Annotated in this window: 11 protein-coding genes and 2 pseudogenes; 3 read left to right on the forward strand and 10 right to left on the reverse strand. The window is 68.8% G+C overall.

All coding sequences use genetic code 11. From position 1 onward, the window contains the following. Positions 1-457 precede the first annotated feature (457 nt). Complete coding sequence (locus tag ACNPQM_RS42075) at positions 458-1,999, reverse strand: APC family permease (RefSeq protein ID WP_418088131.1); 1,542 nt, start codon at positions 1,997-1,999, stop codon at positions 458-460. A gap of 165 nt (positions 2,000-2,164) precedes the next feature. Here ACNPQM_RS42075 and ACNPQM_RS42080 point away from each other — a divergent pair, with 165 nt between their 5' ends. Then, a complete protein-coding gene (locus ACNPQM_RS42080; RefSeq protein ID WP_358861062.1) occupies positions 2,165-2,821 on the forward strand; it encodes a TetR/AcrR family transcriptional regulator in 657 nt (218 codons plus the stop codon). A 363-nt stretch (positions 2,822-3,184) separates the two neighbouring features. Here the strand turns inward: ACNPQM_RS42080 and ACNPQM_RS42085 are convergent, their stop codons facing one another. The 4 genes from ACNPQM_RS42085 to ACNPQM_RS42100 form a co-directional block, all read right to left on the reverse strand. Then, positions 3,185-3,877, reverse strand: coding sequence for a hypothetical protein (locus tag ACNPQM_RS42085; protein WP_418088132.1), 693 nt, complete (start codon positions 3,875-3,877; stop codon positions 3,185-3,187). A 9-nt stretch (positions 3,878-3,886) separates the two neighbouring features. Continuing rightward, on the reverse strand, positions 3,887-4,159 hold the full coding sequence (locus tag ACNPQM_RS42090; protein WP_418088133.1) for a hypothetical protein: 273 nt from the start codon (positions 4,157-4,159) through the stop codon (positions 3,887-3,889). Positions 4,160-4,507: 348 nt separating this feature from the next. Beyond that, the gene (locus tag ACNPQM_RS42095; protein ID WP_418088134.1) at positions 4,508-5,050 is read right to left on the reverse strand and encodes a hypothetical protein; all 543 of its coding nucleotides are present in this window, start codon (positions 5,048-5,050) and stop codon (positions 4,508-4,510) included. 93 nt (positions 5,051-5,143) lie between these two features. Then, a complete protein-coding gene (locus ACNPQM_RS42100) occupies positions 5,144-6,658 on the reverse strand; it encodes an alkaline phosphatase (protein ID WP_418088135.1) in 1,515 nt (504 codons plus the stop codon). A gap of 501 nt (positions 6,659-7,159) precedes the next feature. On the opposite strand from ACNPQM_RS42100, the pseudogene istB reads away from it, so the two are divergent. Further along, positions 7,160-7,769 (forward strand): annotated as a pseudogene (istB, locus tag ACNPQM_RS42105) (IS21-like element helper ATPase IstB); the annotation flags it as partial. Between the two features lie 16 nt (positions 7,770-7,785). On the opposite strand, the gene ACNPQM_RS42110 reads toward istB, so the two are convergent. The 3 genes from ACNPQM_RS42110 to ACNPQM_RS42120 are packed head-to-tail and all read right to left on the reverse strand — an operon-like array spanning position 7,786 to position 10,533. Beyond that, complete coding sequence (locus ACNPQM_RS42110) at positions 7,786-8,298, reverse strand: hypothetical protein (protein WP_418088136.1); 513 nt, start codon at positions 8,296-8,298, stop codon at positions 7,786-7,788. A 14-nt stretch (positions 8,299-8,312) separates the two neighbouring features. After that, positions 8,313-9,449, reverse strand: a complete 1,137-nt coding sequence (locus ACNPQM_RS42115; protein WP_418088137.1) for a tyrosine-type recombinase/integrase — start codon at positions 9,447-9,449, stop codon at positions 8,313-8,315. Then, on the reverse strand, positions 9,433-10,533 hold the full coding sequence (locus ACNPQM_RS42120) for a hypothetical protein (RefSeq protein ID WP_418088138.1): 1,101 nt from the start codon (positions 10,531-10,533) through the stop codon (positions 9,433-9,435). Before ACNPQM_RS42120 ends, ACNPQM_RS42115 begins: the two co-directional genes overlap by 17 nt. A 74-nt stretch (positions 10,534-10,607) precedes the next feature. On the opposite strand from ACNPQM_RS42120, the pseudogene ACNPQM_RS42125 reads away from it, so the two are divergent. Continuing rightward, positions 10,608-10,757 (forward strand): annotated as a pseudogene (locus tag ACNPQM_RS42125) (ATP-binding protein); the annotation flags it as partial. Positions 10,758-10,796: 39 nt separating this feature from the next. On the opposite strand, the gene ACNPQM_RS42130 reads toward ACNPQM_RS42125, so the two are convergent. Then, entirely contained in the window at positions 10,797-11,486 is a 690-nt protein-coding gene (locus ACNPQM_RS42130) for a DUF1700 domain-containing protein (protein ID WP_418088139.1), read from the reverse strand. Next, positions 11,483-11,839, reverse strand: coding sequence for a PadR family transcriptional regulator (locus ACNPQM_RS42135; protein WP_418088140.1), 357 nt, complete (start codon positions 11,837-11,839; stop codon positions 11,483-11,485). The genes ACNPQM_RS42130 and ACNPQM_RS42135 overlap by 4 nt, the downstream gene beginning before the upstream one ends. Positions 11,840-12,227 lie beyond the last annotated feature (388 nt).

Genomic DNA, 12,227 nt, shown 5'->3' on the forward strand with positions numbered 1-12,227 from the left:
TGGGCGCCCTGAACGTTCTACGGGCCGGGCTGGTCCGTCGCGAAGCCCAACCGGCATAGCGAGAAGCCCCCTCGTTTACGAGGGGGAGGAGTCACACGGACTGGTAGCCGGACTTCCGATTGCCGCCACGCCTTCGCCAGCCGGTTGCACAACCGCGGCGTGCCCGAGGTGATCACACAGGAGATCCTCGGGCACGCGCGCGGGCGAGGTGACGTGGATCTACCTCCACGCGGCCGTGGACTACGCGGGCCAGCGTCCTGGCCGCGCTCGAGGACGGGAAGCCTGGTGCCGCGTGCCAGCCCGCCTGCGTTGCTTCGGGACGAAGAGCGGTCGTGCCACATCCGTGTAAGAACCGGAGGGGACTCACGGGGAATCGGGGTGGGTAGGGGCACGTACCGCCCGACTCGGCGCAAGGTAGGGAACCGCTGGTCACGCCGGTGATGGCCCAACCTCGCTCCTAAAGCGGGCTCCGGCCGCCATCCTTGCGGACCTGGGCGGCGCGCAGCGCGTCCTGCGGCTTCCTCACCGCCAGGTAGACCAGCCCGGCGGTGATCACCACGCCGGTTCCCAGCAGGCCCGCCCAGATCTGGTACCAGGGGGCTCCTGGCGGGGCGAGGATCGCCCGCGGCCAGCACACGTTGGCGACCTCGAAGGCGGTCCAGAGGACGGCCAGCACGTTCAGGAAGGTGCCCTTGCGGCCCAGCTGGATGTGGCCGGACGGGACCCAGGTGCCGCGCAGCCGGGCGGTCAGGGCGGCCAGGCTGACCAGGAAGAAGGGCAGGAAGGTGGCCGCGGTGCCGAAGGCGATCAGGCTGCCGATCGCGGTGGCGTTCAGGCCGAGCAATAGTCCCGTACAGCTGACGAGGGTCGATGCGACGAGTCCGCCGATGGGGGCCTGGCGGCTGTTGACCTTTCGTACCTGGCGGGAGAAGGGGAAGACGCCGTCGCGCGCCAGCGAGTAGACCCCGCGGGCGGCCCCACCCTGGGATGCCATGGCGCAGGCGAGGAATCCGACGAGGACCACGGCCACGAAGGGCTTGTCGGACCAGGACCCGAAGGCCGTGGTGACGGCGGTGGTCACCGGGTCGAGGTCCTCGCCCGCGACGACGGCCTGCGGCGCAGGGTGGGCGAGGGCGACCGCCATCGCGTTGAGGATGACCACGAGGCCGACGCTGAGCAGGGCCCACCACATGGCGCGGGGCACCTGCCGGCCCGCGTCCTTGGTCTCCTCGGCGGTTGAGACGCAGGCGTCGAATCCGATGAAGCCCCAGCCGGCGACGGCCAGGACGGCGAGGAAGGCCACGACAGTCGAACTGCCGGACAGCTCCTCGGCTCCGAGGGTCTCGGTGAACAGCGCGAATCCGTGCTGGCGGAAGAACAGCAGCAGCGCGAAGCCGACCAGAACGGAGGCGATGGCCTCGGCGGCGATGCCGAGCGAGACGAACCAGCTCAGGATCCTGATCCCGTACGCGTTGACCAGCATGCAGCCGAGCAGGATCCCGGCGGCCACCACGACCAGGGAGCCCGGCGTGGGCGTGGCGCCGACGAGGGCGAAGGCCCAGGGGGCCGCCAGGTACGCGACGGTGGTGTTGCCGAACATCACGGCGAACTGCCACACCCAGCCGCTCATCCACCCGAAGGACGGGCCGAGCAGCCGTCGGCCCCACTGGTACGGGCCGCCGGCGAGCGGCCACTGGGAGGCCAGCTCGGAGTAGACGTTCACGACCAGGCACTGGCCGAGAAGCACGATCGGCAGCGCCCAGACCCAGGCGGGCCCGGCGATCATCGTGCCGACCATCGAGACGGCGTACAGGGCGACGACAGGCGAGACGACCGCGAAGCCCATGGCGATGTTCCCCAGAATGCCGAGGCTGCGGCTCAGCTCCTGGGTGTAGCCGAGATCGGCCAAGCGGGCGGCATCGGTATCGGGGCCGGTTCCGGCGCCGGTGTCGGCACCTGCGCCGCCCGGTTCAGGGCGTGCGGGGGCAAGGTCGGGCATGGCGCACCTCTCGCAAAGCGGGACGCGCCGATCGGTCGACGCGTCCCGGAAGCTAAATCTAACGTTGTTAGGTTGCGGGAATGCGGGGACCCTAACCCGGCCCGGACCCCTTGGGAAGCCCCTCCGTACGGGTAATCTGGCGGCCGATGACGAGGGGGATCACACGTGGGCCGACCGAACCAGCCGCTGCTCAGCCGCGGGAACATCGCGCGCGCGGCCCTCGAACTCCTCGACGAGGAGGGCCCCCAGGCGCTGAAGATGCGTACGCTCGCCGACCGGCTCGGGGTCAGGGGCGCATCCCTGTACCACCACGTCGCGTCCAAGGACGACGTCCTCGACGCGGTCTCGGAGCTGATCAACGAGGAGATCGATCTGAGCCCGCTCGATGGGCCCGACTGGCGGGAGGGGATCTCGGCCTACGCGCGCGGCTACCGCCAGGTCTACCTGCGCCACCCGAACGCGATCGCCCCGGCGGCGCGGCGCGCGGTCGAGGCAGCCCCGGCCCTGCGCGGCTACGACGCGCTGCTTGCAGCCCTGATCCGGGCGGGCTGCACGCCGGGCCGCGCGGCCGAGGCCGCCGCCGCCATCGACTATCTGGTGCTCGGCTCGGCGCTGGAGACCTTCACCGCGGGATTCACCCGCCCCGCCGAGGAGTACCGGCCCGACTATCCGGCCCTGGCCGACTCCCTGACCGGCGCCGCGGCCACCGGCGCCGGCCTGGCCGAGCTCGACGACCGCGGTTTTGAACTCGGCCTGGGCCTGGTCCTCGACGGCCTCGCCGCCTGGACGTCCCCCGGGCATGGAGCGGTCGAGCCCGGGTAGCCGCGTGTCATGACGGGCGGCGAAGCGGTTCACGAGGGCGTACGGACCGCCCCGCAGGAGCCCGCATGGCCGCGGAGATTCGCGAGCAATGCTCGGAACCTGTGGATCGGCCTCGGGCGGGACGCAGAGGGCGTACCTTCCCGAATGATCCTTACCTCAGCGCGCACATGCCTGCCGGCGTTGAGGGGCTTCTCTGACGGGTACGGCCCCTCGCGGAAGCGGCTCGCCCGGATGGCCCTCAGTCAAAGGTGTAACGGCGTGGGAGTCGCATCGGCATCTATCAGGTATCTGGGGTGGGCGCTGAACACCCCAGGCGACTTGGGTGAAGTTCACTCCTGGGTCCGGCGGCGCCATGACGGTTGATCAGCCGCTGACCGTGCGAAGGAAGTGGTCGGCGTCCTCGGGTTCGGCCAGCCGTCCTACCTCCAGCCAGGAGCCGTCGGTGAAGCAGAGCCTGAAAGTGGCGAATCCGCGCGGCTGGCCTGCCTCACCCTCGACCCGGACCTGATCGAGGGGGAACTCCACGACGGTCCGGAAGTCGTCGGCCTTGGTGGGCGACAGCCGACGGCAAGGGGATGCGGCGATACAGACACGGCCGCGGGCCAGCATGACCAGGCGTTTGGGGTTGCGTGAGTGCCCGTACCAGCGCAGCAGCAGTCGGCCCGCGGTCAGGTTCCAGTCGCCGTCGAAGACGCCGTTGGCCGGGTCCTGTCGACGATCCCGGGCACGGCCGCGATCGGACGCGGATGCGCGGGCGTCAGACGGACTCTGCGGCTGCCCGGCCTGCGCTCCGCCGCGCTGCCGCGTCCGGGACAACCGTTTAAGTTGGTCTGCCAGCTTGTCGATCAGCATCATCGGGATGACGACGAAGAAGAAAGCTACGGCCCCGACGTACAGCAGCCAGTGGTGACCAGGCTTCAGTCGTCCCTTACCCGCCGCGCGGTGCACGTCTACGGGCGGTATGGGGATGGGCTTGTGGATCTCGCACCAGACGAGGGCCACGGGCTCCTCGCCCAGGATCTTCCGGGCCCGCCGATGTACCGCGCGCTTCGCCATCCGAGGATCCTAGTACGAGCATCCGTCGTGCCGGTCGGGCGGCGAACCAGGCGGTCCCGGGAGGCCTCTGGCGGACGAGGCGGTGCCGACTGGCTCTGTGGCGGGCAACGGCACGGCCTGGGCGCAGTCGCGTTCGAGGGCGTCCAGGGCCTGGCGGGCCGCCGCGATGCGCTCGACCAGGAGTAGGCGCTGCTCTTTTTGCGCCGGCGCCGGGTGCGACCCTTCCACCGCCTCGTTCTCCTTCTCCATCTCCCGTGCCTCGTCGAGGGAGGTGATGACCACGCCTATGAGGACGTTGACGAGGACGAAGGAAGCAAGGAGCCGCGCGTTCGCGCAACACGAGGTGGCCGCGATCGTTGCCGGAAACCGCCGATGCGCTCGAGGTGCCGCGGGTCCCGGTGACCTCGACGCGCGGGTCTGTCCCGCCGTGGGCGACGGTCACCTTCGCCTCGGCTCCTGGCGCGTGTTTCTGCCGCTGTGGGCGCATTCTGCATCTGGTGGAACCACCGCAGGTGGCCTGACGAAGTCACCGCCGATCAATGCCATACGGCGCGAAGCCGCGCCGCGAGGCTGATCGCGTCTACGGATCTCTACTCCTGACGGCGGCGCAGGGGCCGGTCCGGTTGCGCGCTACTCGTTGACCAGTGTGGGGATGGAGACGACCGCGGAGGCCGGGGTGCTGGAGAGGTGCTTGGCGGGGACGGTGAAGTCGATGCCGTCGCCAGCGGCACGCGGGCCGTCGTGGTGATGGCTGCCGTGCGCGTCCTCGCCTTCCTCTTGGTACTGGAAGGTGCCGGTGCCCAGCAGGCGGCCGTGGGAGTCGTAGTAGGCGGCGCGCAGTTCCAGCGCGAGGACGTCGCTGACGTCTGAGGTGATGGCCAGGTGTCCGGTGACCGCAGGCTTGGTCGTGAGCGTCAGGCCCATGAGGCGCACCCGGTCGGTGAACGGTCCGTCCTCGATGCGGACTTCGCCCTGGTGTGGGGCCGGGGAGAGTGTGGGCGCCGGAGCCGGCGCGGAGCGCGGGGCGGGCAAGGCTGCTCCGGCGGCGGAGGTGCGCGGCTTCGGGGCACCTGGGTGGTCGGCCGCCGAGTTGCCGCTGCAGCCGGTGAGCGCCGCCAGGGCGGGGACGAGGAGGCCGAGCACGGCGGCCGTGGTGCGGGTGAGCGGTTTCATCGGGCGTACTCCCGGGGCGTCTGGAACAGTCGGTACGGTCAGTGCGGTCACGGGGCCGGGGCGCGGAACGCGCACCCGGCCCCGCGGGTGAGGTCAGCTGGTGCGCGGAGCCATGCCGAACAGGGAGCGGTACATCTTGCCGTACAGCTCGGTGTTGTTCTGGCTGGCGGCGAAGCGCTTGCCGTCAGGGCCGTACGCGTAGATCGGCACGTCGGCGCCGGTGTGGTTGCCGGAAAGGTAGGACAGCCACAGGCTGGCCTCCGGGCTGCCGTCCTTGACATCCGCCGGGTCGTCGGGCGTACGGAACGTGGCGGGGCCGAAGTTCTTCGGGTCGCCCGCGCCGGCGCCGTTGACGATGCCCGAGGAGCGGGCCGAATCCTTGATGTTGGCCGAGGACGAACGCGACGGCGTGGAGTTGTTGGCCGGGTTGCCCGCGTCGGTGTTGGCCGGCGGAGCGGCCGCCTCCGCGTTGGTGAAGGAGTCCTTCTCGATGATGTTGAAGCCGGCGCACTCATGGTCCGCCGTCACGACCACCAGGGTGTGGCCGTCCTTCTTGGCGAAGTCGACCGCGGCCTTCACGGCGTCGTCGAACGCCTTCACCTCGGCGAGGGTCTGCGCGGCGTCGTTGGCGTGCGAACGCTTGTCGATCTGGGCGCCCTCGACCTGAAGCAGGAAGCCCTTCTTGGAACGGCCGTCGAGCAGCGAGAGCGACTTCTTGGTCAGCTCGGCCAGCGTCGGCTCCTGCTTCTCCGGCGCGCCGGCCGGCAGCTGGGCCTTGGCCTGCTCGACGGTGAGGTTGCCGCGGTTGAAGAGGCCGACGACCTTGCCCTTCTTGACGCCGTCCAGGTCCGCCTTCGTGGCGACCTTCTGGCTGGCGGCGGTCTGCGCGGGCAGCGCCGGGTCGCCGAAGCTGCCGAGCACCTGGTAGCCCTGCGCCTGGAGCGCCTTCTGGTCGTCCGGCTCGAAGCGGGCCAGGCCGCCGCCGAGGATCACGTCGGCCGTGCCGTTGCGGGCGATCTGCTCGGCGATCGGCGTGATCAGCGTCTGATCGGCGGGCTTGTTCTCGTAGGTCCCGTCGGCCTTCTTGGGCAGGCATGACGCGTCCGAGTAGACCGGGCCCTGGCAGCCGCGCAGCAGCGCGTGACTGAACATGGCGGCCGGAGTCGCGTCGGTGATCTCGGCCGTGGAGACGTTGCCCGTGGCGAAGCCCGCACCGTGGGCCTGCTCCATCAGCGTCGCGACCTTCTTCTCGTAGGCGTCGACACCGATCGCGGCGTTGTACGTCTTCACGCCCGACGACCAGGCGGTGGCCGCGCTGGCCGAGTCGGTCACCAGCGCCGGCGTGGCGCTGCCCTTCTCGACGGCGTACGTGGCGACAGCGCCGTAGTTCGGCAGCTGCTCCATGTTCAGCTTGCCGCTCGCGCCGTAGTAGCGCTCCCGGGCGGCGGTGACGTGGGTGCGGCCCATGCCGTCGCCGAGCAGGTAGATGACGTTGCGGATCTCGGTGCGGTGCCCCTGCTGGGGCGTTGAGTTGGCCACCACGGCCGTACCGGCGGCGAGCGCGCCGGTCGTGGCGACAACCGTCAGGATTCTGACGGATCTGCGCATGCGGATGCTCCTAGGATGCTGGACGCTGGACGCCGCGACCCGACCCCTTGGTGTGCCGGCCGCGAGCGCGCCCGGACGAGCCGGACGTCAGCGACGGTAAGAGCAAGGTATGAACACGCCACGATGGCAAGGTGTCACTGGGGAGAACACACCGGCGTTCACCGACATGCTCCACCACCCTGCGGCCGCCCGACAGTTCGGCGTGCTGCGTGATGTGCGTAGCGGGCAGCCGACGTATGTGCCGCGGACGTCGGCGCATCGCCCTGTGCCTTCATCGACGCCTTGGGTGGCAGGCGGCCGTCACCTCCATGCCCGAGCTGCTGCACCGCACAGGTGAGGGCATCGCCCACAACCGCCCGCCGGAAACCCCTGCCGGGTGACGGTGCCCTGGTCAGCAACGTTCTGGACGCCATACCGATATCGGATGCCGGACCGCTCTCTGGTTCAGGAGACGAGATCCGCAGCCCCGAGTCTCTCGCCCCGAAGCACGTCGACCTCGACATGCTGCGGCTGCCGTCGATCCGCAGCGAGTTCGCCGAGATCGCCGACCGCGCGATGAAAGACCAGATGACCTACCGCGGCTTCCTCGCTGAGCTACTGATGGCCGAGTGCGACGACCGGGCCCGCCGGCGCTCGGAGAGGCGGATCAAGGCGGCGAACTTCCCCCGCGAGAAGTCCCTGCGGACCTTCGACTTCGACGCCAACTCGAACATCGACCCGGCGACCATTCATACCCTCGCCAGCTGCGAGTGGATCAAGAAGGGGCGGCCGCTCTGCCTGATCGGTGACTCCGGCACCGGAAAGTCGCACATGCTCATCGCCCTGGGCACCGAGGCCGCTATGAAGCGGCTACCGGGTCCGCTACACCCTCGCCATCAAGCTGGTGAACGAGCTGGTCGAGGCCGCCGACGAGAAGCAGCTGAACAAGACCATCGCCCGCTACGGCCGAGTCGACCTTCTTTGCATCGACGAACTCGGATACATGGAGCTCGACCGGCACGGCGCCGAACTCCTCTTCCAGGTCCTGACCGAACGCGAGGAGAAGAACAGCGTCGCCATCGCCTCCAATGAATCCTTCGGCAAAGCGCACATGTTCCGGCGAACGTGTGCGAGGCGGCGCCGAAACATCACGGGTTCGGCTTGGAGATCCACATCGGGCCGTACGATTCTGTGAAGTCCACGGCCACCTCTCGTATGTGAGGGTTGTCGGTGGTAAGCGCGCGGGCTACGAGTCGGCCTAGTAGTTCCCATGCCTCGATATGGGCAAGAAGCTCGGCGAAGCGCCGGTATTCGTCATCGTCGGCCGAGTCGAGTTGGTCCATGATGAGCGGTTCGAGCAAAGGCAGCAGCTGATCACGCGGGATCTGGACAATGGCCTGTCGAGCGGCAAGGGCCCAATCGTGAGACGTGGACCAGCCCACAAGCTCTGGGAGAAGAGCCGGTCCATCGGCTGAGAGTGCTGCGAGGAAGTCGAGGGCGGCACCTTGATCCCACGCTCCCGCTCCTCCAGCCAGCGCGGCCTTGAGGACCTTGGGCCTGTCGTGAGCGTGCTGGTAGAACTCGGCTTGGCAGCGGTGCATCTCCCGCTTGGCCTCGACAAACGCCTGCCAGAGATCGTGGTCGGACGGTTGGGTGCTCATGGGTTGTTCCTCCATCAGGTCTTTGGGGATTGAGGCAATCGCTGCTCATCGACGTGGTCGGCGAGGTAGATCATGACGCCTTCGGGGTCCATGCCGAGGGCTGCGGCGACGAGTTTGGGGTCGAGGGTGTTTACCAGGTCGGCGAGTCGGGTGCCCCGCAGGGTCCGGGGTGGGACACCGCAGGGGTCCAGGATGTGGCTGACGTAGGCGGTTGAGGCCGGTGCCCGGCCGGTCTTGGTGATCCGGGTGACGATCATGTGGGGGTTGTCGGTGTGCTGGTCTGCGCGGTGGGCCAGGCAGCATTGGAGTGCCGACCAGCTGGCCGGGTCCATGGGGACCGGATGCGGCCGTTTCCCCAGGCGGATGGTGCGGTTGACGGGGTCAAGATCGTCCACACGCAGGAGACGGACCTCGCTGCTGAAAGCCGCATGGAGGAGAGCCAGGATTCCGAACATCGCCTCGTGCGGGTGCGCGTCGGTGCCGGCAGTCCAGCGGCGGAACAGCTGTCGCTGCTGGTCGACGGCGATGGTGGTGCCGCTGAACCCGGCCGGGCCTTTGGCCTTCACTTCCCGGGTGGGGTCGATGAGCACGATCTTGCGGGAACGGGCGAAGCGGAAGTACTGCCGCAGCACGGTCAGCCGGCGTTGCCGGGCCTTGGGCATGGTCGCCAGGAAGGCCTCGACGTCGTGCACGTCGGTCAGGGCCCAGTCCTGCTTGTTGCGCGTGCCGGTCAGGAAGCGGGCGAGGTCGCGGACGATGGTCAGGGCCGCCTCGATGGTGCTGTCCGTGCGAGGCAGGGTGCCGGCCTTGAGGGCGCGCTCGCGTGCTCGCAGCATGGACTCGGCGAACGCCTGCACCTGCGGTCGCAGCGGGAGCGGGGTGGCGTCGATGCGGCGTCGGCGGCGTCCGGCGGCGAGCCGTTGCGCTTGGTCGGTGGGAAGGGCAAGGCCGCGCTGGGTGAAGAAGCCTTCGAGCGCCCGGGCGAGGGAGCCCATCGACCGGCCGGGGCGGCGGGCGCGGTCCAGCAGGGCCTGGGGGTGGTTGGGCTGTTCGTCCTTCAGCAGCCTGCCCAGGGTGCTGATCATGGTGCAGGCGCGACTCGCGCAGTGCCGTTCGGCGAGATGGCCGGCGAAGTCATCCAGCCAGGGCACCCGCTCGGCGAGCCGCGCGGCCAGATTCTCGGCGGCGATGAAGGGTCGGTCGGGGTGCTTCTGCCAGCAGGCCGAACAGAGTCCGAGCCCGGCATGGCGCCGAACCTGGCCGCAGCCGGCGCACTGCCGCGGTGGCTGCTTGGTCTGCCGAGGGCGTGAGCAGTGGCCGCACCATCCGGTGCCGGTCTGCAGGAAGCCGGGCCGCTGGCAGCGAGGGCAGAGCCGCTTCGCGGCCTGCCGGTCGGCTTCGCGTCGGCATATCCCGCAGTGGCTGGCGGTCGGTGAGCGGACCGGGCGTCCGCAGCCCGCGCAGGTTCGCGAGCAGGTGATGCACCGCCCGGTGTCGGCCTGCAGGACGCGTGACCTCCCGCAGGCAGGAGCGCACGTGCAGTTTGCCGAACGGGCCGCGGCCGAAGTGGACGTCGGGGCGGTCTAGGAGCGAGGCCTCCTCCGAGCGCAGGCCGGCGTGATACAGCGTCCGGAACAGCGCGTAATCGCGGGCGGCGGGCGCGTACTTGCGGGCGGTGGCGATCCGCGCCTTGAGGAAGTCGAAGAACTCCTCAACCCGCTCGGGGGTCGGCGGCGGCAGCAGAGCCGGGGAGTCGTCGCCGACATGCCGCGAGGCATTGAACTCGTCCACCGGGCAGACCAGCCGGACACCGAACGCGGCCTCGATCTCAACGGCCTTACGAGCCTGCAGGAACCGATGGAAGCCCTTGAAGATCTGGACGTATCCACGCCGGGTGGACGGAGCCCGCCCCTCTACGGCCAGGCCACCGACCACGCGGTCGATGTCCTCGGGCGTGACATCCCATGCCGGCCGCCCCAGCGCCTTCAATGTCCGCTCCAGCAGGCCGATGTCGTTGTCGACCGTCACCGGGCTGAACCCACGGGCCCGCCAGGAGGCCACGAACGCCTCCACACACAGGGCCTGGAACTCCCACGGATCCCAGGCAACGGGTATCTCGGCCACCGTCCGGCCCTCGATCACCCGCAGACGCGACTCCACCATCCGGCACACCTTCCTCACACCTGACGAATGAAGGTAGTGCCTACAAAACCGCGCTGTCAGCAAGACAATCAAAGAGCCACCCAGGACCCCGATACGGGCACGTCGCAGGGCGGATGCGATCCAACGAACAAGTGCCAGCCCCAGTTGGATGGACGAAGACCTTCACCGATCCCCGCCTCTGCGCGGCCATCGTCGACCGGCTGGCCTGCAACGGCACCATCATCGAAACCGGCACGGATTCCTATCGCCTCGCCGCTACCCGAGCCAGAGCCGCAGATCACGCCAACGCTGGCTGACTCTGTGCCTGCAACCGCCCAGGGCCTCGGGTGTTCCCTTCAGCTCGGACGGAGCCGCCGGACCAGGCGGACTGTCGCGAGAATCAGCACGGCCAGCAACGCGATCAACAGGCAGATGGCGAGCGCGGGCGGCATCGCTCCGCTGGTGGTGCACTCCAGTGCCGACTGGCGAGTGCCCGCCTGCCCGTTCGCCTCGTGCAGCGGCGCCTGGACCACGGCAACGCTGGTGCAGGACTCGGTGCCGGCCGCGAGGAACACGCTCCCGCTCAGTGCCAAGGGCGCAAGAGCGACGCCCGCGGCGCCGATCAGTTTGTCACCAACAGTCCAGCGTCGGGACAGACACAACAGAACCAGGCCGATGAACCAGCCGATCCACGACACGACCGGGATCAGCCAGAACAAAAATCCACCGATGATCAACAGGATGAGAGCGAAGGCCTCCCGCACCGCGGAGCCCGTCGGCCGAGAGTCCGAGACCGGAACATCACTGACGGCAGCAGCGACGATTTCCTGGGGATCGCCCAGCTGGCGAAGGATCGTGGCCACTGCCCTGTCGTCGTTGACGCCGTCAGTGCTGTCGGCCTGGGCCTCGGCCCGTGCCACTGCGATGTGTGAGCGGACATCGGCCAGGAGCTCAGCGCGGCGGTTCGCCGGCAGCAAGGCTGCCGCACGTTCCAGTTCTGCAAGGTATCTGTCGGCCGCTGCGTTGGGACGCAAATCGTGGTTCACGGCTGGGGCTCCTCGTTCTTGGAGAGGAAGTACTGGACGGCATCGTGGAACCGGGGCCACTCAGCGGTGAACTCCTCAAGCGCCCGTCGGCCGGCAGAGGTGAGCTCGTAGTACCGCCTCGGTGGCCCACTGCTCGATTCCTGCCACGTGGTCTCCACCAAAGATTCCCGACGCAGCCGGGACAGCAGAGGGTAGATGGTCCCCTCACTGGTGACCATGACCTCCATCTGCCCGAGCTCGCGTAGCAACTCGACGCCATACCGGCTGCCGTCACGCAACAGGGCGAGCACGCAGTATTCGAGCACGCCTCGACGCAGCTGGCTCATCGCTTTACTGGCGTTGCCTGGTTCCATGCGTTGCAAGGTATATGGTCGCACCTCGTTCGCTCAAGGGGCTCGACGTCACACGCGCACTGCGTGCCCTGTCTCGCGGGGCAGTGCTGTCATTTCCCGTGAGCAAACCCGAGCGCGTTGATCAACAACCGCTGCTCTAACTCGTCGACAAGCGCTGTCGTTATTGAGGTTCTGGCACAGATTCCGTGCAGCGGTGACTGAGTGTTACAAGGCGGCAAGGCGGATGCCTGGGGGACCAGGGCCGGGTTGGATCCTGCTCCACGACGTTAGGGTGCTGATTTACGAAGTGAGGAGAGCTAGTGGCTCGTCACGCAGCCTTGGCCGGGTAATCAACGGTGATGCTCCTATCGTTGGTCAAACGGCAGCGAGCCACTCGCGGTAGGTGCTG

It is taken from the genome of Streptomyces sp. NPDC056231, from assembly GCF_048270745.1.
Classification (GTDB): domain Bacteria; phylum Actinomycetota; class Actinomycetes; order Streptomycetales; family Streptomycetaceae; genus Streptomyces.